Below are 20072 nucleotides of genomic sequence, written 5' to 3' on the forward strand. Positions count from 1 at the left end.
TGCTCAAAATTGTCTTCCGCATAGCCTATGTTTACAGTGGGTATGCATTATCTTGGTGATGTTATAACATAACATATTGGGTTTGATTTGAATGCCTTTTATGGGCTCGTTAATGACATTCAGTGGCACTTGTGCAGAGTAAAAAATGTACGGATTGATAACTTCAGTATTTTCTTTTAGTAAACGCTTTGTTTTGAGGCTGGCTCTCGTTTGTGCGAGCTTTATATTGATTTCGGCCTGCTCGACTGAGCGAGACGGCGAGACCGATGTGGTCGTGATTATGGAAGCTGACGAGCTAATTAATGAGCTGGCGGAAGAGTCGAAATCGGCCACCAAGGTGCCGCAAGGCAAAGTCGGCACGAAAAAAATCGACTATTTTAAGCCTGTTGAGTGGATGGATTTGATACCTGAAGATGATCTCAAGGTCTTAATGAGTCCGCCAGAATATATCGCAGATATAGAAGAGGGTAGTGAGGAAGATAAGTTTAGCTTATCTATTGAGGGCGCCTTAAACGATGCCATGGATGATGACTATATGCGCGCAATGACATCAACAAAAACTGTAGCCGAGCTAGATGGTCTTGCCGTACGAATTCCGGGCTTTATTGTGCCTTTGGATATGGATGAAGAGCAGAGAGTAACGGAGTTGTTTTTGGTGCCGTATTACGGCGCTTGCCTACATATGCCCCCGCCCCCACCAAATCAAATGATCTATGCCAAACTGGAGCGGGGTATAAAAATGGATACACTCTATGATCCATTTTGGCTATCAGGTGTTTTGAGCTCTTCGGTCGTTGAAAATGATACGGCGACCTCGGCTTACCAAATGGAGGTGTTGGACTATGAGTTGTTTGATCACTAAGAAAAGTATATCTCTAGGGTGTAGCTAAAGAAAGCTTATAGTTCGCCGTAAATTTTCTGATAGCCGTCGCTAAGGTATTTATTGGCAGCGACTACCGCTTTGGAAAATTCTTTTTGTGGCTCAGATAAATTGCCAAGTTTGCTTAAGTCTTCCTCATTTTCCATTCGGCTTAGTGGTGGTACATGGCAATTTGCTGGTATGTCGATACCATCAATTACAGCATTATGGCGAATAACACAGTTATCCCCCACAAAACTTCTGAAAACCACACTGTTGAAACCAACAAAGACATTGTTAGCTATTTGGCAGGGGCCGTGAATAATACTACGGTGTGCGATTGAACAACGTTCACCTATGCTGACCTCAGCACCTGCCACCGAGTGAATAACCACGCCGTCCTGAATGTTGCTATTGGCACCAATGCGGATAGGCATCATTGTGCCTTGTGCATTAATTTCATCAGCCCGAATCACGGCGTAGGGTCCTACAAATACATTGTCTTCAATTATAACCTTTCCGCAGATAATGGCCGTTGGGTCAATAAAAGCACTATGAGAAATTTGAGGCTGGTCGCCGCTAGGGTTTGGTCTAATCACGGTTATATCTCGAATAAAATTTACTATCAATAGCTACGGCATTATGGGCATGCAAGCTTTCTTGGTGTTCTACTTTGATATAGAAATCGGTGATGCTGGAGTCTGTAAGTAAGGCTGACTTTATTCGCTTTGCCGCGTCTTCGCAGAACATGAGATTTTCAGCGTTTAGGCGGGCGAACTCTTGTTCATCTTCCCGCTTTACGGCTGTTTGAACGGGAGTGCCAATGCTTTTCTCAATCTCGAAAATAAGTTGTGGAAGTTTCTTCGGATAAAAATTCTCGAGCTTCAAGTTTATATAAGCCATGGAGCGCTGGCTATGGGGTGTTGCGACCGACCCTTCTTCAGACTTAATCCAATTCAGTATTGTATTGGCATCAAAGGGCTCAATTTCGAATCGCTGCTGTAGGCGATCTGCCAATAGTTGGCGCGATAGGGATGCTGAGTAGGGGCAAGTACTGGAATACGGTATTTCTAATAGTAAGTCGTGAAAAAACTCGCCCTGTCGATACTCCAAGGAGAATTGAATGGGGTAGCTTTGATACCCAGAGTATTCGCTTAGTAAAGCTGGTTTTTTGAGGCAAAGCGGAAATCTCAGTTGTAGCTTGGCATTTTGACTGATGCCATCTTGCCCAGCGACGCAGTTTTCAAGTAGCAACTTTAGCCTGTTAGTATTTAAGTCTTGATGGCTAAGTTGCTGCTTAAGCGCTAGATAAAGGCGAGACATATGAATGCCTTTTTGCTCTGGGTCGTCTAAGCTTACGTAGATGTCGACCTCTGCGTTAAGTTGTTCTTGAGCAAGACTACTACCACTAAGCCGAATCGGTAATGCAATACCTTCCATGCCAACCCACTGTAAGCAGCTGGCGTTTTGGTATTCTTTTTTTTCCGTTATATCTGAAAGCGTGTTCGGGTTGAGACTGTTCATTTGTTAAAAGCTAATCGTTGTGCACATGGATCGCTGATGATTTTATTTCCGTCAAAGACCTGTTGGCCATTGACCCAGGTAGAGCTGATTTTTGACGAAAATCGATGCCCCTGAAAGGGTGTCCATTGGCAATGGTAATAATTATTGTCATGGCAGGCCATTGTGTTGTTCTCGAAATCAACTGCGACTAAATCGGCAAAGTACCCTTCTTTAATAAAGCCTCTTCTATCAATTTGATATCGCCTGGCAGGGTTGTGGGCGGTTTTCTCTACCACATCAAATAAACTCAAAATTCCATTGTTGACATGATCTAGCAGGCTTAGCAGGGCATGTTGTACTAGGGGTAATCCTGCCGGTGCAGTAAGGTAAGGCTGTTGCTTCTCTTGCCAGGTATGCGGGGCGTGATCGGTGGCGATGATATCAATAGTGCCATTTCTCACTGCGTTAAGAAGCGCACTTCTGTCGCTGGCCTTTTTGATAGCAGGGTTACACTTGATTAAGTTGCCGCGCCTAGGGTAATCCTCCTCGGAAAACCAAAGGTGGTGTACACAGGCTTCGGCTGTTATGTGTTTGTTATCAATAGGCCCTGAATCGAACAGCTCGAGCTCTTTTTCGCTGCTGATATGGAGCACGTGTAATTGGCTTTGGTGCTTTTTGGCCAGCGCTACAGCTAGAGAAGAAGAGCGATAGCAGGCTTCAGTGTCTCGAATTTTGGGGTGATCCACTATGCTCGGTTTCAAACCAATCTCTTGGTAGGCCTGTAAGTTATTTGCGATGGTTTTGCCATCTTCGCAATGCGTCACAATAAGGCTTGGACACTCTCTAAATATGGCTTCGAGCTTTTCGCTATCTTCCACAAGAAGATTTCCTGTAGACGCCCCCATAAACACCTTTAGACCGCAGTGTGATTTTGGATCTAGTGCTTTGATCTCGTCGAGGTTGTCTTCTGTAGCTCCTAGATAGAACGAGTAATTGCCAAAGGAGTTGTGTTTAGCTAATTCAAATTTGCTTTCTAAGGCTGCAATACTGGTGGTGCTAGGATCTACATTTGGCATCTCCATAAAGCTGCTTATGCCACCTGCGACTGCAGCACGTGATTCGCTGGCGATAGTGCCCTTATGAGTAAGTCCTGGTTCACGAAAATGAACTTGGTCATCGATCATCCCAGGTAAAAGAGTTTTTCCCTGTAAATCAATAACACGGTAATTGTTGTTAGCACTTATGCTTCCAGCGATGCTATCGATTTTATCCCCTTTGATTAGAAGGTCTGCTTCAATGCAGTTACCTTGATTGATCACCAAGGCATTTTTTAACAGTGTTGCTTTTGTCATTAGGACTACTTAAAGATCACTTTGCTATGGTTTTTGCTGAGTTCTTCGTGCCCCTGATGCTGATTTTTAATCCAGCTAACATCTAATTTCTCAATGGCAGGAAATATCTCGTTTAGGTTTACGCTCAAGCTTTTTATGTGATCGATATTTGTGCAGTTGAAATGATAGTGTGCACTAATATCGCTATGCTGCTTGGCTTCGGGAATACTGATGTGGGTAGTATGTATATGATCTGCAATATTGCTTCTTTTATCTTCGACTGCAGAAAAGTCGGAGTTATGTTCAAGCAGTTTGCAGTCGCCGCCTTCGAATTGAAAAATCGAGCGAGCGGCTTGAAGTTTGAGCTTTGCCTGGGCTAGCTTTAGTTTTTCATCTTTCTTATGCGCTTTATGCTCAAAACCTACAATATCGGCAGCAGAGCTTTGTAAATCTATTTCAATATCCTCACCTTCCATGGCGATGCTCATCTCAGCTTCGCCATGTTTGTGTGCGCTAATGGTTTTGTGATGGTGCTCGCTATGTCCATAGCATAAGCAGGAAAAGCTGAGTATTAAAAAACAGACCTTGGTGAAAAAGATAACAGTGGCAGGCATCTCGAAATCTCTACAATTAATCATCAAGCAAAATCTAAGGTGAGTAATAAGCGTTTTTCATCGGCTTTAGGCGAACGATGAATTAAAGCAGGGATCATCGAGCCCTCCCAAGAGCCACCTTTAAGCAAGGCGACATCGCCTGCATTTAACTGGCGTGTTTTATTGTCCTTATGATTACGATCATCGCTGCAATCACTAGTTAGAGCGTTAATAGCCTTTAGATCTTTATGGTCGGCAATCCACTCTGTACCTGGGCCGCAGTAACTGTGTACCAAGCGGCAGGGAACTTGGTCGACATGAAAGCGAGGGCACATAGCATGATCGAGCACGCGTAACCGCATTCCTGCTTGTTGCAGCCCAAACAAACAGCAGAACATATCGATAAGCTGGGCTATATCTTGGCTTAATTTAGCGCCCAATTTTTTTCGCATTAACATAGTTTGGGCATTCTCAGGGCTCACTATTTCACGCAGCTCAAGAGCATGCTGGCGTGCCAATAGTGTTTCTAACTCTTCGTTGATAGCCGGGCTGATCTCTCGTTGCCAAATGGCAATATTGCAATGCTCTTCATAGATCTTTGCGAGAATGTCAGCCTTATCCGATATCTCTGGGCGAGCTAATGGCAGGCTTAGAACTTGAGCTGATTTCATGGTATTCCTAGGTGTTGAATCTTGTTTATCGGTTTGTTTTCACATATGCTCTTCTAAATGATATGTTATATCATTGCACATTTGTGGTGATAAAAACAAGCTTATTTAGCTCTGTCCATGGTGTGCGCTTGAAATGGTTGCCCTAGGGGCTCTTTGCTAGCGGCTTGTTGATTAATGGGGTACAGTGCTGGCTTTTATGGTGGGCCTTCAATCGGAGGCAATAAGAGAGGTGGCTCGTGGGAGTTCAAGAAGTGCAAGCCTGTTTAGATAGCGCTCATCAGCGCTGTAGCGAATCGGGTTTGCGTTTAACGCAAAAGCGGGAACAAATTCTTAGGTTGATGCTGGAAGCCGAGGCGCCTTTATCTCCTTATGAGGTGGTAGATCTATACAATGCCCAGGCCGAGCAAAATATGCCGCCGAACTCGGCCTACCGTATTTTGGATTTTTTGGCCGAGGCTAATTTGGTCCACAAGCTGAACTCTGCAAATAAATACATTGCTTGTTCTCATATTGCCTGCTCGCATCCACACAGCGCTTCCCAGTTCTTAATCTGTAGCCAATGTAAAACAGTAAAAGAGGTTATGATGGAGCCGAAGCTGCTCAAGGAAATTCAGAAAAACGTCAGTTCTGCGGGCTTTAAGATGCGGCACCCAAGTGTTGAGCTGGAGTGCTTATGTGGAGAATGTTCAGAGTCGTAAGCTTTGTATCAATAGATCGATTTAATTAAAAAACGGCAGCGTGCAAAACACGCTGCCGTTTTTATTTATAAGCCGAGTACTTGCTTACCTTGCTTAAAGGTAATGTCCACAGGGATATTGGCTTCTTGCAAACGGGCTAAATCAGCCGCCAGGCCTTTACCAATATTACCTTTTTCGTCAAAAAGCTTACCAACACCTTGGTAGTCGCCTTCACCTTGTAAACGTAATATTAGCTCAGATAACGACGCCATGGCTTTGCTCATATTATCCATGTTTACGCCATACTGGCCTTTGTCGTTACGATAAAAAGCGCCTTTTTCGGCGAAATAATTAAAACGAATCATATTGGCTTTACCATGGGCAGAGCTGGCACCAAAGCGAACCGAGCGAAAAATACCCGCTAGGAAGGTGGTGTAATAATCTTCCAGCTTGCCTTCGGTGATCATGCCATCTTTTAATAGCTGGCTAACCATGTATAAACCTAGAATGTCGGCCTTACCTTCTTCCAGTGCAGAAGCATGCTCTTTTAATGCTTGTCGAACAGTACCTTTGCCATTGATGGTATTTTTAATGCCAAGGCCGTGGGCGACTTCGTGGAACATGGTGTTGCTAAAGAAGGCATTGAAAGTAATATTTTTGCGTTGCTCGGGAACGATCAATACTTCAGAAATTGGTTTTAGAATATGATCAAACTTGGCTTGCATAGCATTCTTAAGCTGCAAACGGCGTGTGCCTTTTGATAACTGAACTTCTTCGTCATTGGGTAGGTTAATGGCGATGGTTTTACCACCCGCATTAGAATGCCCAGCATAATAAATGACATCGTAGGCGTTTAGATCGGCGTTACTACCCGGCATTTCTTGCTTGTACTTTTCAGGTACAGGTAAGCCCTTTTGCAACGCAGGCAGTGTGCTTGCAAACTTGGCTAGGCGCTTACTCCAGGACATGTCTTTTACAAGGACATAGGCCTCATAGGCGGCGCGGTATCCATAAAGCTGATCTTCATAGGTTTCGATCGCACCAATCACAACATCTATCGGATTATTTTTCATATCCATCCATGCCATATCGGAAGGCTGGTAGTCATCACTGGTGATGGCCTTTGCACGCAGGCGCAAATAGTTGGCGAAGTCTTTATCTTCGGCAAGGTTTGCTGCACGCTCTAATAGCTTGGCGGCCTCGCTAAGTTGCTTGGCATAGGCTTGGCTATACGCTTGGGTTTCCAGCTTACCGTCTTTTTCTTTAACTAATGAGTAGAGGCCTTTTTTATCGGCAAAGTTTTGTTTTTCGAAGTTTTCTTTGCTCATGCTGTGTGGGTAAAACTCAGCACCTAGAGCCTTCTCTTTGTAAGCACTCAAAAACGGCTGGTCGGCTTGTAGGCGATCCCAGGGGCCATAGTTGATGTTGGCAAATTCACGAACCTTTGGATCTTTGATGCTGGCAAGGAAGCTCTCTTTGTCTTGATAGAATGCCTGTTGCCAAAATAGATCATCCATGATTTTTGAGGCATCAATCAACACGGCCAGCATTTTCTTTTGATTGGCACTTAGGTGGCTAAGATCGCTGTTTAGAGTAACCTCTTGGTAGATATCCAAGCGGTCTTTGAATTCGGGCAATAATTCTGGATTGAGTAGCTGGGGCTCGGCGGCTAGGGCGCTATGGCTTACCGCTAAGCTCAATAAGGCGGCACCGGTTAATTTTCGGCCCAGTTTGCTGATTGGGTTCATCATCCACTCCTGTAGTGTCTTTTGTTTACTTAGTTAAGACGCTTGGTGGGAGTGTTCCCTGAAGATTTGATGAGAGAAAGGTGTTTGAAGAGTGTGCAGGTCTGACCGCATGTCTTGGGTGGGGGACTCTTTGCCGGGTACGCAAAAAGCGGCGTCCATGCCAGCTCGGCTCCTCTTGGATTCGCGCTATCCATGCGCTCAGCCTTCGGCCAAGCCCAAAATCCCTCCAGGGGATTTGGTCAAGTCGGAGACGCCCCTGCAAAGAGTCCCCCACCCAAGACATTCTGCATTCGAGTATATTTTTGAACAGAGGGGTTTATCGCAGTACGTTTCTTTGGGAACTACTCCGATGTAGCTTTTAGGCCCTATGTGAGCTGACTTGGAACCGTAAAGCGACATGGACGTCGCGACCCGAGCGCCCCGGATGGCTTGAGCGCGTTCCTTGGCAGCTTACATAGGGCCTAAAAGCGGTTGGTTTTCACTGAATGGAAAGGGGTCTTATAAAGGGTTGGCAAGCACAGCATGTGCTCGCCGGAAACGTGTCAGGAGTGTTACGCCTCTAGTGCCTGCTCAACAGAAGCCAGCTTAACCGCACACACAAACACCTGCATAGCCAAATCAACTTCATCTACCTTAGGCACGCTCGGAGCAATACGGATATTACTGTTCTGCGGATCATTGCCATAAGGGTAGGTGGCGCCGGCTGGAGTGAGTTTAACACCGGCCTCAGCGGCCAGTTCAACCACGCGCTTGGCAAGACCAGGGCGAGTGTCGAAAGAAACAAAATAACCACCAGCGGCCGATTGCCACTGACCTAAATCGTTATCACCAAAGGCTTCCTCTAAACGACTTAATACGACCTCAAAGCGTGGGCGCAGCAAGTCGGCATGCTTCACCATATGCGCTTTCAGGCTCGCCATATCTGGGAAAAGCTTAGCGTGGCGCAACTGGTTCACCTTATCAGGCCCAATGCTTGCAACCGAAAGAGTAGCCTTAAATGCAGCTAGGTTAGCAGGGCTTGCTGCCATAAAAGCCACACCGGCACCAGCAAAGCTAACCTTAGAAGTGGAAGCAAATTGCAGCACAGAATCTTCAGTGCCGTGTTGCTTACAGAAATCAGCGATAGCAGGCAGCGCAGCAGCGTCGGCATTTAGATCATGCAGGACATAGGCGTTATCCCAGAATACCCGGAAGCCTTCACCAGCAATGTTGCCTAGCTTAGCGATACGTTCAATGGTCTTGCTGCTGTATACCGTGCCTGTTGGGTTCGAGTACTTTGGTACGCACCACATACCTTTGATGCTCGGATCGGCTGTTACCATGGCTTCTACCTGATCCATATCCGGACCGTTCTCATCCATGGTTACAGCGAGCATCTCAATGCCGAAATGCTCACAGATGGTGAAATGGCGATCATAGCCAGGAACTGGGCAGATAAACTTAACTTTATCCTGCTTCTGCCAGGCACTGTCTGGGCCAGCATAACCAAAACTATAGGCTTGCAGCATGGCTTGAAACATCAGGGTTAGGCTGGAGTTGCCACCCACTAAAATCATGTCCTGGGGTACCGATAGAATCTCAGCACCTAGCGCCTTCATTTCAGCAATGCCATCGAGGCCACCATAGTTGCGCACATCGGTACCATTACTGCTGGTATAATCACCTTCTAAAATGCCATCTAAGTGGTTGGATAAGTCTAGCTGTGCACTAGAAGGCTTGCCGCGGGTAATATCCAGCTGTAAGCCCTGGGCTTTAAAGTTCTCAAAGTCCTGCTGCAGTTGGGCTTGCCACTGTTGCAGTTGTTCTTGGCTGGCTTGATTAAGATCCACGGAAGGCTCCTTAAATTAAATGCTTTGCTATTGATTCAGTGCTATGCCTTAAAAAGGCAGGGCATTATAACGCAAAGCCCGAGATTAGACCTTGATAACTATCAGTAAGGTAGACCAAAGTGGATATTAAAGTTCTAGCCACCGTATTTATAACCATCTTCTTAGCTGAGTTTGGAGATAAGTCTCAGATCGCTGCTTTGCTTTATTCGGCGGATAAAGATGTAAGCAAGTGGACCGTGTTTTTAGGGGCTTCCTTGGCGCTGGTAACTTGCGCTGGCCTAGGGGTTTTGTTTGGCCAGTATATTTCGCAGTATGTGAATGAACGTTGGTTAAATACAGTCGCAGGCGCGGGTTTTGTAATTATTGGTGCTTGGACCTTGTGGCGCGCTTAGCCTGCTTTAGCTTTATCTAAGGTGTGATGTCGCTAAGCTCTATCTGAAGCATCTTAGGCTGCTTATCTTTGGGCAGCCGCTTACCTAGTGGCTTTAAGCTTACCTTTCTAACACCTAAAGAACGCAAATCTTCTAGAGAGTAATACCAGAACTCAAAGTCCTGCTTTTGCTTTTCGAATTGAGCTAAATGCCCCACTGAATTGATTCTTTGCTGTACTCCAATGTCGTCATAGAAGGCCGCCTCTCTATTGTTGGCCTTTTCCATATACTGCTTAAGTTGTTTTTGGGCTTGCTCACGAAATTCTTGAGGTACTTGGCTGAGATCGGGTTCTGAGCCAGGGATGCTTGCTCCGCCGTGAAAGCCTAAGGCTTTTAGATAAGGCAGGCTTTTATTATTACCGGCAGTAAAAACATAATTAGCACATGAGGAGAAACAATAAGAGTTTACGGCTACATTTAGCTTGTTTTTGAATACATACTCACCTAGATCCATGCCCTGGTGAATATCCCCGCCGCCGCTTTTTATTTCCAGAGTCTTAAGCTTGTTAGGGTAGGTCTTAGCAAGGTCGAACAGCTGTTTGTTGTTTTCAGCACTTATTTCAGCATGATAAAAAGCTCTATCACCTTCTATCCATACCTTAGCGGCGTCATTGGCAACAGAATAACTGCAGGCAAGTAAAAGGGCTGTGCTCAGTAGTGTAATCGTTCTCAAATTTAACCTTTTCAATTTTCGGGCTTAACTTAATCGTGTAGGGCTTATTAGTTGAGTGAGCCCCGGTGTTTTTCAACAAGCTTGATAGTATGCTCAAGTAACTCTTTACTACCTGGGGCGCCGTGGGTTGGAATTACAGAATCTATTACTGGGAAGCTTTGGATAATATTTTTGACTGAACGGTCCCAGCTATTTACATCGCCATCTTGAGTGTTTCCCATACTCTTGGCATTGCCTGGGCGAATTAAGCAGCCGCCGTAGAGTATCTTTTCATCGGGTAGATAGACCACAATATTGTCGAGAGTGTGGCCTGCGCCGGGTTTAAACGTGATTAAGGGGCTAATGTCACTGCTCCTATTATTGCTGTCAAAACTAAGATCAAACTCAGCAGGCATTAACTTATTGCTCGGAGCAAGATCGTTAGAGTGGGGATTTGCCCAAGTTTTTATACCGTAGCTTCTTACGGTTTCGACGCCGCCCATTTTATCGGAGTGGGCGTGAGTAAACACGGCGCGGGTGATAGGGCGCTTAAGGTTTGTTTTTGCCCACTCCAATATAGTTTTGGTTTGCGCATTATTCCACGCTGTGTCGATTAAGGTAGAGTTTTCCTCATCAAGAACGATTAAGCCATTGGCGGGAATTGTTCCCCATTTATCAAAACTCTTGTAGCTGGTATGCATCCAGACATTTCTAGATAGCTGGGTAAAGACGACATCAGTTTCAATGTTTTCAGAGTGAGCCTTGGCCGCATGACTGTTTACAGTAACAGCACTGAGCATTGCCATGCATAGGCTAACAAGAATAAATTTTGCCATATTGCTGTTTACCTTTTCCTATCTACCTATCCTTAATCATCCATTTGATGTTATATCAATGGACTTCTCTATTTGCTTTTGTCTACTTGCTTTAATCGAGCCAAATCCACTTGGAAAGTTCCAGCAAAATTCATTTATTTGGCAAGGTAAGGCATCATTTGCATAGGTGGTCCAGCTTGCTGTTCTAGATCATCGTTGATGTCGAAACGTGGATCACGACTGCTCACCCAAAGATGGCCTTCAGGTTTGAAATCGGCTGGGTTATCGAGGGTGGATGCTAGGAATACAATGACACCGTCCAAAACCGTAATGTCAGAATATAGGGCGTCACCGCAGCTGTCACAGCGATGTTCGATAAGATCTTTCCCAGAGCCACCTTTGCTGTGGTAAGTGGCTGTGTTGCCATTTATGTCGATCTGACTTTTCTGGATCAAAAATAAACTGACGCAAGGCGCGCTATTGCGCTTTTGACAGGCATGACAGTGGCAATAACCAGAATATAGAGGTTGGCTTTTAACTTGGTAGTTAACTTGGCCGCAACGGCAGGCTCCACGCATAGTTTTTCACTTCTTATTATGAAAGGAGCAATGATTATAAGGGGCTTATCAAGTCAGTGCATTAGTAAAAGTTAGTAAATATCGATACGCTTGTAAATTCTCTCAGCCCGGCTATTTATCTTAGGTATTCTATGGCTTTTAGCGCTATTGCTTTACCGGCCTCTTTTGCAATTTACGCTGCAAAGTACGGCGGTGCATTCCCAGTGCGCGGGCGGTGGCGGAGATATTACCGTCGTGTTCGCTCAGTACTCGCTGGATATGCTCCCACTCTAGGCGGTTTACCGATGGGGGCTGGGTGCTAATTTCTACATCGGCATTACCTTGGCCTTGTTCAAAGGCATTAAGAATGTCGTCGGCATCGGCTGGTTTGCATAGATAGTTTTGTGCGCCGAGTTTGATGGCTTCAACCGCAGTACTGATGCTGGAGTAACCAGTCAGCATCACGATTTTTAAATCTTGTTGTTGCTGTTTTAGTTTTTCAATGAGTTGCAAGCCGGACTCTTCGGCCAACTTTAAATCGACAACGGCTTTGGAAAAATGGTGAGCTTGGCACAGCGCTAGTGCATCTGCAATGGTGCAAGCTGTGTAAACATCAAACTCTCGCTTTTTAAAGGCTCTATGTAAAACCTGTAAAAAGACCTCATCATCGTCCACTAGCAATAGCTTTTCGGTTTCATCACTCATGAACGTTCCTCGGTCTTTATTCGCTCAGCGGCAGTCGCAGTTCGGTATGGGTGCCCTTGCCATCGCGATTATACAGCTTGATTTCGCCGCCGTGTCGGCTAATGCTTGCATGACTTAAAAACAATCCTAGGCCAAAGCCCTTACCCTTGGTACTCACAAAGGGCTTACCAAGTTGCTCGGCGATTTCGATGGGAATGCCTGGGCCATTGTCATCGATGGTTAGCATAAACTCTTTATTGCTCCACGCCATTGTGACCGCAATACCCGTCGGGCAGGCATCGGCGGCGTTGTTCAGCAGGTTTAACATGGACTGCCCAATAGTTGCATCAAAGCTGATGTGTTTTTCTGGGCAATCTTTACCCAGCTGTATGTCGGCTTCAACTTCCGGGCGCATAATCAACCACTGCTCAATAATATCGTCGCAATAAGCATGCAAATCTTGCTGGCTCTGAGTGCCTGCTTGGCTTTGTTCGGCGCGGTTGATTAGGTTTTTTAAGGTACTATTACATTGGCTAACTTGTGATTGCAGCAGTTCTATATCGGCTTGCAGCTCTGGGTTGTCTGGGTGATCGTCACGCATTTCGCTGAGCAGCGTTTTAATGGTAGATAAGGGCGTGCCCAACTCATGTGCGGTACCTGCTGCCAGTGTTGCAACGGCCATAAGCTGTTGGTTGAGCATCTCTTCTTCACGAAGTCTCGTCAGTGCTTGGTCTTGGCCGCGAATATTGCGCGCCATTTGCACCACAAAATAGCTAATCAGCAGCGCGCTCACCATAAAGTTAATCCACATCCCCAGGGTGTGCATATTCCACTGTGAACTACCGTGATTATTATGGTCTTCGTGCACCATGGTAAGTTCATGGTGTTGGCTCATTGGCGAAAGTTCTTCAATGGGAATGTGGTAAATCAGTAATGCCGTATAAGCGGCAACACTCATAGCCGTGAGTATAGCGGCATAGTTCCAGCTTAAGGTGGCCGCCGCAATACATAGCGGCACCAAATAATAAGAGACAAAGGGGTTATTGGCCCCGCCGGAAAAATACAGTAATAAACTGATGCACAAAGTATCGAGTAAAAGCTGGGAGAAAAACTCTAATTCGGTTACAGGCCAAGGCTTTTGCAAGCGCAACCAGGTGAGCAGATTAATGGCTGTAATGCCCGTTAGAATTAAGCCAAGTACGCTATAGGGCAATACTAGATCCAAGGCGAAATAACTGCTGACTAATGCAATAGACAGTGCGCAGATAAGTAAGCCGCGAATCACCATTAAGCGACGTAAATTATTGGTCGGGGCAGCCAGGCTGAAGGAGTGATCTTGAATCATATTGGTACTAATAAACTCGTTGGCGAAAAACCGGTGGCGCCCTTAAACTTGCACCTTGTGTTTCAACACTGCAAGCGGTGCTGGGAGCCACCTTTTAAGCTATGAGTAGATAGAGTAAGACAGAGCAGCTCGTTTGCCTACTGCTTACCACTAGCAATTTAGCTCCAGAGCCCAAAAGAAACAATGTGACATGATGTCGCACAATAAAAATTCCAGAGCTTGGTCAGAATTGAGCTTGATCAAGGTAGGCTTTAAAGGGGATAGAGTTCTGCAAGCGCACTCCTAATGAGCTGAACTTTACGGTGCATCTTATCCGCCGGCGTATTGGCAAAACCCAACACCAAGCCATTAAGACCTTCTCCACCGTGACAATACTCGCTAAGGGCGCTGGTATAGAGTTTCCGTTTTTCTAATTCGCTGACCAAGCGCCGATCTTCAACACCTTGCTTGGCAATAAATACGATATGCATTCCCGCCTGCCGTTCTAGCGTCCGCCCCCAAGGCTGCAGGCTCCGCATAGCATCCTGGAGTGCCAAGAGCTTTTCTTTGTAGGCAATACGCATGCGACGTAAGTGACGATTAAAATGCCCTTCCTCCATAAAACAGGCCACCTGGGCCTGGCTAAACAACGGCGGTTGGCCATAGCTAGCAAAGCGCGCTTGACTAAAAGTCTTAACGAGTGGCTCTGGTAGAACCAGATAACCAAGCCGCATGCCTGGGTAGAGTGTTTTACTAAATGAACCCATATAGATCACCCGCTGATGCTGATCCAAGCCTTGCATACAAGCCAATGGGCGATGCTGATAGTGATATTCACTGTCGTAGTCGTCTTCGATTATCCAGCTATCATTCCCGGCGGCCCAATTCAGCAGAGCCATTTTCCGCTCGAGAGACAACACCTCGCCCATGGGGTATTGATTGGCCGGGCTGCAATAAATCAGCTTGGGTTTTTGCTTCGCTTTAAAAATGACTTCGGGGTTCAAACCATGCTGATCGACAGGGCAGGGAATATGATCATTACCCGTCAGCCGCAAGGCTCGCATAACACCCCGATAACCGGGGCTTTCCATCGCCAAAACATCGTCAGTGGATAGCAATAAACGCATACAAAGATCGAGAGCCTGCTGTGCCCCCGCAGTAATCATGACTTGCTCTGGCCTACAATTCGCGGCCCGTGATTGCTGCAAATATAGAGCGATGGCCCTTCTTAATGGCCAAAAGCCAGCCTCGTCCCCATAGCCCATATAGTCTTGACTGTGCTTGCCTAACTGCTGTGCTATGCGCTGCCAAATCTTATGAGGGAAGGCGCTAAGATCTGGCACCCCCACACAAAAGCTCTGATTAATATCATCAGAGCTTTGACTGTTGTGTTGTACGGTTTTTGTTGCCGGAGAACTTTCCAGAATTGAAGCCTTGGCACTGTGCAGCTGGTCGGGCAGAGGGCTGGCAACAAAGCTCCCCGCACCGCGTTTGCTACTGATGTAGCCCTCAGCTTGTAATTGCTCATAAGCCGCCATCACCGTATTGCGCCCCAAATTCAGCTGCTCGGCAAGATTGCGACTAGAAGGGAGCTGGCACCTAGCGGGCAATTGGCCATTTAGCATCAACTGGCGCAGGCCCATATACAGCTGCTGGCTTAAGCTCTGCTTGAGTGACTTATCGAAACTAAGCTGTCGTATTTCTTGCAGGCAGCTGGGAATAGCCATGTTGGTTCCTAATTCATCAATTAAATTGGCTCCATTAAATTATAAAAATTGGATCTCAACAAGGGGCCAATTGCTGGCTAAGCTTTATCTCATTAATTAGCCGCTATAAGACGTAGTTAGAGAGATAGCCTGATAAGGAGTCAGCATGTCTGAGAACATTAACAACGAACAAACCCTAGAACCTTTAAGCCAAAGCCCAAAAACCCGACTAAGACGCTCACCCAAAAGAGCAGTTTTTGATCGCCAGGCTTTGTATAACATCTTCGATGAAGCCATGGTGGCCCACGTAGGCTTCGTGCAGGATGAGCAGAGCTTTGTAATTCCGATGCTGGTATGGCGCTGGGAAAATCGTTTATTTATTCACGGCAGCAACGGTAGCCGCATGATTAAAGCACTTTGCGGCGAGCAATCAATTTGCATCACCGCCACCTTATTGGATGGCATGGTAATGGCCAAATCGGCTTTTCATCACAGCAGCAATTACCGCAGCGCGATGGTGATGGGATCTTGCTATGTGGTGGAAGATAAACAAGAAGTAGAACAAGCGCTTGAGGTCTTTATGGAGCTAATCGCCCCCGGCCGCTGGCCGCATCTGCGACCACCTACAACAAGTGAATTAGCGGCGACTACCGTGCTAGCGATTGATATTGAAGAAGCCTCGGTAAAAATACGCAGTGGTGGCCCGATAGAGGATGAGGGTGACTTGGATTGGCCGGTGTGGACAGGCGAATTACAACTACGCCAAAAAGTAACGGCCGCTGTTGAAGACCAATACAGTGTGGGTGAGATGAGTGATTATAGTGAAGCTTGGGGGGAGCGTTGGGGTTTGTAGTGGGTGTAGCTTAACCCTCCTAAGCAGAAGTGAGGTTTTTTAAAGACGCCTTTAAAGGCTTTCTAGTATGCAAGCTGCAGCTTTGCTCTCTATTCCCCTCTGATCAGGAACCGTAGAGCGGCGTCCATGCCGCTCCACGGTTCCTGATCAGCGATCATCTGGGCTAAAATCTACGTTGCGAAAATTCCGAACAACAAGAAAAGGTGGAGGGGTTGTAGTTAAAGCGGCTAGCTCAAAACCGAGTAAGTGCTAAGCCCGCACTAAAACTTACAACTCCCGATGCCTCTCCAACGTTTGCCAATGTTTCTCGCATTGACCTTCCATCAACGGCAACTCTTTTTCCAAACGATCAACCACAAAATCACGCAAGGCCTTAATGCGTGCCGTATTGCGCAAATCAATATGACTTAAAACCCAAAGCCCCATACCCTGATAAAGCGGAATACCAGGAACACGAATCAACTCCGGAGTCGTATCACCAAGACCACAGGGTAAGCGCGCCATACCGCAGCCAGCTCTAGCTAACTCATAGATACCATTAATAGTAGAGCAGTAATGCCTGACTTTTAGCCCCGGCATATATTCCTCAACCCAGTCTGGCGTATTCGGCCCATTTTCTGTCCAATCGATCGCACAAATAGATTGTGGCTCTTGCTGATACTGCTGCCACACATCCTCAGTGCAGTAGACCGTCATCGCAAAACGACCGAGTCGCTTACCCACCAAATCCGGAGCAGGATTATCCGTCGCACGGAAAGCCAAATCTGCCTCGCGTGCACCGAGATCTAAATTTTCATCCTGTAAAATTAATTCTAAATCGATATGGGGGTGCAAATCCAAAAACTCCTTTAGCACCGGCGCCAACACCCGGCGGCCAAACATATCTATAGCAGTAACCTTAATGGTTCCAGCAAGCTCTTGCTTATCTGCCGTGACCAAACGATCCATAGCGTTAACAGATTCGCGCATATTTTCCGCATAGGGAATCATGCTTTCCCCAAGTGGCGTGATACTTAAACCTGTCGCTGTTCGCTCAAAAAGTGGCGCGGCTAGCTGCTGCTCTAAGGCAGAGATACGACGTGAAACCGTAGTGTGATTGACTTTTAGTAGTTTGGCTGCTGCGGCCATGGAGCCACTTTGCACCGTGGCTAAAAAATAATTAAGATCGTTCCAGTCAATGTTTTTCATGCTGGTTCCTTAGGCGGCAAGCATATTTTATTGGCATTTTTAGCCGAAAAAGCAGCCATTGTGTGCTTTTTTTACTCGGCTTTTTGTCTCGGCTTTCACCCAGTTTACCCAGCCTCATCGAAACGGTTTAGTGATTTTCCTATTACTTATCGTATCTTTACGCAGCTTATCCATTATTAACTGTGCAAAAATGCAAAGCATATTTGCCGTTTCTGTCATTGTTGCAGCCTCCCCTAAGCATTAGCATGGCCATGCTTATTTTTGAGGAGAATATCATGAACCGTTTTGTTAAAGCTGCTGCATTTATCGCAGCCGCACAGTTGGCTTTAGTTCCAGTTGCCAGTGCCGGTAAGAAACAAGAGTACATCAAACTAGCCGAAGAAACTGCTGCACAGCAGTTTGAAGTTGCTGCTGACAAAGTTCGCTTTAAGCAGATTAGCACTACTGGTGGTTTTGCGCGTGTTTATCTGAAAGTTCACACTTCAGATACTGAAAAGAAAACTGTTTTCTGCAAAATTCGTAAAAAGAACAAGAACGTAGAATTCTGCAAAGAGAAGTAATTTCTTCATATTTCTTTGAATGGGGGCTCGTGGTGTAGCCCCTTTTTTTTGCCTGACGTTTTGTAATTCAAAGTATATGGTTTACAGGGTTATTGCGACGCCCTGCCAACTGTTAAGGCACTTCTGAATAGTGCAGATTAGCTCAGGCTTCACGTCAATCTCGTAATCGAGGCGCTTCTTTGAAGGCAGGCTGGTCGCTTGTCGAAAAGGAGCAACGAAGAGTACGAGATTGACGTGAAGCCCCGAAGGGCTCCGCTGAGCAAAACCTGCATTATTCAGAAGTGCCTTAAACATTTACTTTTGATATTTCTCTCCTGGTAGTAACCAATACAAGCCCTGAGTTAAAACCGTAGGATAAGTTAGCTCATGGTGGGCCTGTTCGACAATTTGTTTATTCAAGCGCAAAGAAGGGTAGTTGCGCTGTTCCAATTGATCGTAGAGTAGCCCGAAATCTTTCACCATATTGATCGGGGTGGGTTTATTGTAATCGTCATTACTGCCCGCAGGCCGTTCAAAAGCGCCAACCCCCATAAACAGCTCCGCATTGATATCCATGGTTTCTTTAGCCACGGCCAGTTCTTTCTTGAGTGCCCAGCGATTAGAAAACCAAATAGAAGGGCTGGAGATTAAATAATAACGAAAACTGTCACTGTGCTCGAAGAGAGTGTACAGCCCAAAAATGCCACCTAAAGAGTAACCCGCGTAAGCGCGACGCAAACTGTTTATGCGGTAGCGGTTCTCGACTAATGGAAACAGCTCTTGTTTTAAAAAGCTAAGATATTGCTCGGCTTCACCGTTGGGATTGTCTTCGGTTTTGGGGGTGAAGTCTCGTCGCCGGCTTTCAAAAGGGCGATCGCCCGGTGAATAAGAGATGCCCACCAAAATGTGGTGTTCCATTGCGCGATTGATCATCGCTGCATGGGTAATGCCGGAGGCGAGCTGAAAAGAATAGAGCCCATCATTGAGATAGACCACGGGGTATTTGCGCAGCTGATTGCCTTTATCAAAATAGCTAGGCGGAAGCTTGATATAAATATCGTAGCTGCGTCCTAGTTGCTTCGATTGAATTTGTAAGACCTCGGAATCTGGTATTTCAAAGCCAGCATGCGTTGATCTGTTTATGGCGCTTGCATTGATGCTATACAACACCAATAAAGCAAGCAGGAAGCCTGTATAGCCCCGTCTTGTTGTTAACAACATTTTTCACCCTAATCCCTTAATTATATTGAGCACCGTCTTGGTACCCATTGTGCCGTTTTAGGCGACAGTCGTGTCTCGCCGAAAAGCACTATTTTTGTATAGCCCCAAATGTGTGGCTTGGCGCTCTAACGACGCCGTTCATCCATTGTAGGGCAGTGCGGGCTTTGGGTAAAACGGGTGCTTATTTAAAGCGTAGTAAAAAACTGTGCTCTAGGGCGACAATTCCTTTCACTTCTTCAGGGATCTGCCCTAGGGGCTCAATTTCTGCAGATCCTGAGATCAATTCATCGAGCATAGCTGGGCTGATACTAAATGGCGGGCCTGACTTTAAGCTTTGATCGTATTCCAAAGTAATCAGCAAGCTTTGGCTGGGTCTCGGCAGTGAATTGGCCAGAAACTCGCAATACTGGCGGCGCATATCCAAGGGCAGGGCGATCATAGAGGCTCTATCGTATATCCAGCGGCAGGTGCTCAATTGTTCCGTATTGAGGGCAAAAAGGTCGCCGCAATACAGGGTGTAGTTTGCCGCTTGGTATTTTTGCAAAGCGCCGGCTTGCTCAACATGAGGTTCTAGTCCCTGCTCTTGAAAGAATTCTTCCACGGCAATTTGGCTAAGTTCTACCCCAATCACCTGTAGGCCTTGCTCAGCTAAAAAGACCATATCGAGGCTTTTACCACACAACGGGACAAAAACCGTATCACCTGCGCGGGCATTAAGTGTTGGCCAATGTTCAAGCAAGCTATTGTTAAAGCGCCCTTCATGAAAGCCAATTTGCTGTTCTTGCCAGCGCTGCAGCCAGAATTCTTTTTCCATAATACCTTCTCTATAAAGACCATTAAGCGCGACCTCTTAATGCTCGATACCAACTATTTATCGATTTCATGCGCTAA

Annotated in this window: 21 protein-coding genes; 5 read left to right on the forward strand and 16 right to left on the reverse strand. The window is 46.1% G+C overall.

What is annotated here, in order from left to right; all coding sequences use genetic code 11:
- The first annotated feature begins 145 nt into the window (after window positions 1-145).
- Window positions 146-862 (forward strand): DUF3299 domain-containing protein, encoded by a 717-nt coding sequence (locus tag Q1A08_RS19605; RefSeq protein WP_299776097.1) that lies wholly within the window; start codon window positions 146-148, stop codon window positions 860-862.
- Between the two features lie 35 nt (window positions 863-897).
- On the opposite strand, the gene Q1A08_RS19610 is transcribed toward Q1A08_RS19605, so the two are convergent.
- From Q1A08_RS19610 to Q1A08_RS19630, 5 genes are read right to left on the reverse strand one after another with little or no spacing between them, the layout of a single operon-like run.
- Window positions 898-1458: a DapH/DapD/GlmU-related protein gene (locus tag Q1A08_RS19610; RefSeq protein ID WP_299776098.1), complete on the reverse strand. Its 561-nt coding sequence runs from the start codon at window positions 1456-1458 to the stop codon at window positions 898-900.
- Window positions 1451-2383 (reverse strand): GTP cyclohydrolase FolE2, encoded by a 933-nt coding sequence (gene folE2, locus Q1A08_RS19615; protein WP_299776099.1) that lies wholly within the window; start codon window positions 2381-2383, stop codon window positions 1451-1453. Before folE2 ends, Q1A08_RS19610 begins: the two co-directional genes overlap by 8 nt.
- On the reverse strand, window positions 2380-3714 hold the full coding sequence (locus tag Q1A08_RS19620) for a dihydroorotase (protein WP_299776100.1): 1335 nt from the start codon (window positions 3712-3714) through the stop codon (window positions 2380-2382). The genes folE2 and Q1A08_RS19620 overlap by 4 nt, the downstream gene beginning before the upstream one ends.
- 5 nt (window positions 3715-3719) lie before the next feature.
- Window positions 3720-4331 carry a DUF2796 domain-containing protein gene (locus Q1A08_RS19625; protein ID WP_299776101.1) on the reverse strand — a complete coding sequence of 204 codons (612 nt, stop codon included), beginning with the start codon at window positions 4329-4331 and terminating at the stop codon, window positions 3720-3722.
- Window positions 4331-4957, reverse strand: coding sequence for a DUF1826 domain-containing protein (locus Q1A08_RS19630; protein ID WP_299776102.1), 627 nt, complete (start codon window positions 4955-4957; stop codon window positions 4331-4333). The genes Q1A08_RS19625 and Q1A08_RS19630 overlap by 1 nt, the downstream gene beginning before the upstream one ends.
- 236 nt (window positions 4958-5193) lie before the next feature.
- Between Q1A08_RS19630 and Q1A08_RS19635 the strand changes: the two genes are divergently transcribed.
- A complete protein-coding gene (locus Q1A08_RS19635) occupies window positions 5194-5655 on the forward strand; it encodes a Fur family transcriptional regulator (protein ID WP_299776103.1) in 462 nt (153 codons plus the stop codon).
- A 65-nt stretch (window positions 5656-5720) separates the two neighbouring features.
- On the opposite strand, the gene Q1A08_RS19640 is transcribed toward Q1A08_RS19635, so the two are convergent.
- Together Q1A08_RS19640 and Q1A08_RS19645 are read right to left on the reverse strand one after the other, a co-directional pair.
- Window positions 5721-7382 (reverse strand): Zn-dependent hydrolase, encoded by a 1662-nt coding sequence (locus tag Q1A08_RS19640; RefSeq protein WP_299776104.1) that lies wholly within the window; start codon window positions 7380-7382, stop codon window positions 5721-5723.
- A gap of 551 nt (window positions 7383-7933) precedes the next feature.
- Window positions 7934-9211 (reverse strand): aminotransferase class I/II-fold pyridoxal phosphate-dependent enzyme, encoded by a 1278-nt coding sequence (locus Q1A08_RS19645; RefSeq protein ID WP_299776105.1) that lies wholly within the window; start codon window positions 9209-9211, stop codon window positions 7934-7936.
- A gap of 119 nt (window positions 9212-9330) precedes the next feature.
- On the opposite strand from Q1A08_RS19645, the gene Q1A08_RS19650 reads away from it, so the two are divergent.
- A complete protein-coding gene (locus Q1A08_RS19650) occupies window positions 9331-9603 on the forward strand; it encodes a TMEM165/GDT1 family protein (RefSeq protein WP_299776106.1) in 273 nt (90 codons plus the stop codon).
- A gap of 16 nt (window positions 9604-9619) precedes the next feature.
- On the opposite strand, the gene Q1A08_RS19655 is transcribed toward Q1A08_RS19650, so the two are convergent.
- The 6 genes from Q1A08_RS19655 to Q1A08_RS19680 form a co-directional block, all read right to left on the reverse strand.
- Complete coding sequence (locus Q1A08_RS19655; RefSeq protein ID WP_299776107.1) at window positions 9620-10315, reverse strand: hypothetical protein; 696 nt, start codon at window positions 10313-10315, stop codon at window positions 9620-9622.
- A 47-nt stretch (window positions 10316-10362) separates the two neighbouring features.
- On the reverse strand, window positions 10363-11130 hold the full coding sequence (bla, locus tag Q1A08_RS19660; RefSeq protein ID WP_299776108.1) for a subclass B1 metallo-beta-lactamase: 768 nt from the start codon (window positions 11128-11130) through the stop codon (window positions 10363-10365).
- Window positions 11131-11264: 134 nt separating this feature from the next.
- Window positions 11265-11687, reverse strand: a complete 423-nt coding sequence (locus Q1A08_RS19665; protein WP_299776109.1) for a GFA family protein — start codon at window positions 11685-11687, stop codon at window positions 11265-11267.
- Window positions 11688-11831: 144 nt separating this feature from the next.
- Window positions 11832-12371, reverse strand: a complete 540-nt coding sequence (locus tag Q1A08_RS19670; protein ID WP_299776110.1) for a response regulator transcription factor — start codon at window positions 12369-12371, stop codon at window positions 11832-11834.
- Window positions 12372-12387: 16 nt separating this feature from the next.
- A complete protein-coding gene (locus Q1A08_RS19675; RefSeq protein ID WP_299776111.1) occupies window positions 12388-13695 on the reverse strand; it encodes an ATP-binding protein in 1308 nt (435 codons plus the stop codon).
- Between the two features lie 251 nt (window positions 13696-13946).
- On the reverse strand, window positions 13947-15401 hold the full coding sequence (locus Q1A08_RS19680; RefSeq protein WP_299776112.1) for a PLP-dependent aminotransferase family protein: 1455 nt from the start codon (window positions 15399-15401) through the stop codon (window positions 13947-13949).
- Between the two features lie 145 nt (window positions 15402-15546).
- Between Q1A08_RS19680 and Q1A08_RS19685 the strand changes: the two genes are divergently transcribed.
- Window positions 15547-16233, forward strand: coding sequence for a pyridoxamine 5'-phosphate oxidase family protein (locus Q1A08_RS19685; RefSeq protein WP_299776113.1), 687 nt, complete (start codon window positions 15547-15549; stop codon window positions 16231-16233).
- A gap of 267 nt (window positions 16234-16500) precedes the next feature.
- On the opposite strand, the gene Q1A08_RS19690 is transcribed toward Q1A08_RS19685, so the two are convergent.
- Window positions 16501-17421: a LysR family transcriptional regulator gene (locus tag Q1A08_RS19690; protein ID WP_299776114.1), complete on the reverse strand. Its 921-nt coding sequence runs from the start codon at window positions 17419-17421 to the stop codon at window positions 16501-16503.
- Window positions 17422-17696: 275 nt separating this feature from the next.
- Between Q1A08_RS19690 and Q1A08_RS19695 the strand changes: the two genes are divergently transcribed.
- Window positions 17697-17981 (forward strand): hypothetical protein, encoded by a 285-nt coding sequence (locus Q1A08_RS19695; RefSeq protein WP_299776115.1) that lies wholly within the window; start codon window positions 17697-17699, stop codon window positions 17979-17981.
- A gap of 294 nt (window positions 17982-18275) precedes the next feature.
- On the opposite strand, the gene Q1A08_RS19700 is transcribed toward Q1A08_RS19695, so the two are convergent.
- A complete protein-coding gene (locus tag Q1A08_RS19700; RefSeq protein WP_299776116.1) occupies window positions 18276-19181 on the reverse strand; it encodes an alpha/beta hydrolase-fold protein in 906 nt (301 codons plus the stop codon).
- A 181-nt stretch (window positions 19182-19362) separates the two neighbouring features.
- Complete coding sequence (locus Q1A08_RS19705) at window positions 19363-19995, reverse strand: thiopurine S-methyltransferase (RefSeq protein WP_299776117.1); 633 nt, start codon at window positions 19993-19995, stop codon at window positions 19363-19365.
- Window positions 19996-20072: the final 77 nt, after the last annotated feature.

The sequence above is a fragment of the uncultured Pseudoteredinibacter sp. genome, from assembly GCF_947500695.1.
Taxonomy (GTDB): domain Bacteria; phylum Pseudomonadota; class Gammaproteobacteria; order Pseudomonadales; family Cellvibrionaceae; genus Pseudoteredinibacter.

Excerpts from the sequence above, each read along its gene's own strand:
- Q1A08_RS19630 (WP_299776102.1), bottom strand. The coding sequence starts at position 4,957 with ATGAAATCAGCTCAAGTTCTAAGCCTGCCATTAGCTCGCCCAGAGATA.
- Q1A08_RS19625 (WP_299776101.1), bottom strand. The coding sequence starts at position 4,331 with ATGATTAATTGTAGAGATTTCGAGATGCCTGCCACTGTTATCTTTTTC.
- bla (WP_299776108.1), bottom strand. The coding sequence starts at position 11,130 with ATGGCAAAATTTATTCTTGTTAGCCTATGCATGGCAATGCTCAGTGCT.
- folE2 (WP_299776099.1), bottom strand. The coding sequence starts at position 2,383 with ATGAACAGTCTCAACCCGAACACGCTTTCAGATATAACGGAAAAAAAA.
- Q1A08_RS19705 (WP_299776117.1), bottom strand. The coding sequence starts at position 19,995 with ATGGAAAAAGAATTCTGGCTGCAGCGCTGGCAAGAACAGCAAATTGGC.
- Q1A08_RS19690 (WP_299776114.1), bottom strand. The coding sequence starts at position 17,421 with ATGAAAAACATTGACTGGAACGATCTTAATTATTTTTTAGCCACGGTG.
- Q1A08_RS19620 (WP_299776100.1), bottom strand. The coding sequence starts at position 3,714 with ATGACAAAAGCAACACTGTTAAAAAATGCCTTGGTGATCAATCAAGGT.
- Q1A08_RS19685 (WP_299776113.1), top strand. The coding sequence starts at position 15,547 with ATGTCTGAGAACATTAACAACGAACAAACCCTAGAACCTTTAAGCCAA.
- Q1A08_RS19675 (WP_299776111.1), bottom strand. The coding sequence starts at position 13,695 with ATGATTCAAGATCACTCCTTCAGCCTGGCTGCCCCGACCAATAATTTA.
- Q1A08_RS19700 (WP_299776116.1), bottom strand. The coding sequence starts at position 19,181 with ATGTTGTTAACAACAAGACGGGGCTATACAGGCTTCCTGCTTGCTTTA.
- Q1A08_RS19640 (WP_299776104.1), bottom strand. The coding sequence starts at position 7,382 with ATGAACCCAATCAGCAAACTGGGCCGAAAATTAACCGGTGCCGCCTTA.
- Q1A08_RS19695 (WP_299776115.1), top strand. The coding sequence starts at position 17,697 with ATGAACCGTTTTGTTAAAGCTGCTGCATTTATCGCAGCCGCACAGTTG.
- Q1A08_RS19605 (WP_299776097.1), top strand. The coding sequence starts at position 146 with ATGTACGGATTGATAACTTCAGTATTTTCTTTTAGTAAACGCTTTGTT.
- Q1A08_RS19665 (WP_299776109.1), bottom strand. The coding sequence starts at position 11,687 with ATGCGTGGAGCCTGCCGTTGCGGCCAAGTTAACTACCAAGTTAAAAGC.
- Q1A08_RS19670 (WP_299776110.1), bottom strand. The coding sequence starts at position 12,371 with ATGAGTGATGAAACCGAAAAGCTATTGCTAGTGGACGATGATGAGGTC.
- Q1A08_RS19680 (WP_299776112.1), bottom strand. The coding sequence starts at position 15,401 with ATGGCTATTCCCAGCTGCCTGCAAGAAATACGACAGCTTAGTTTCGAT.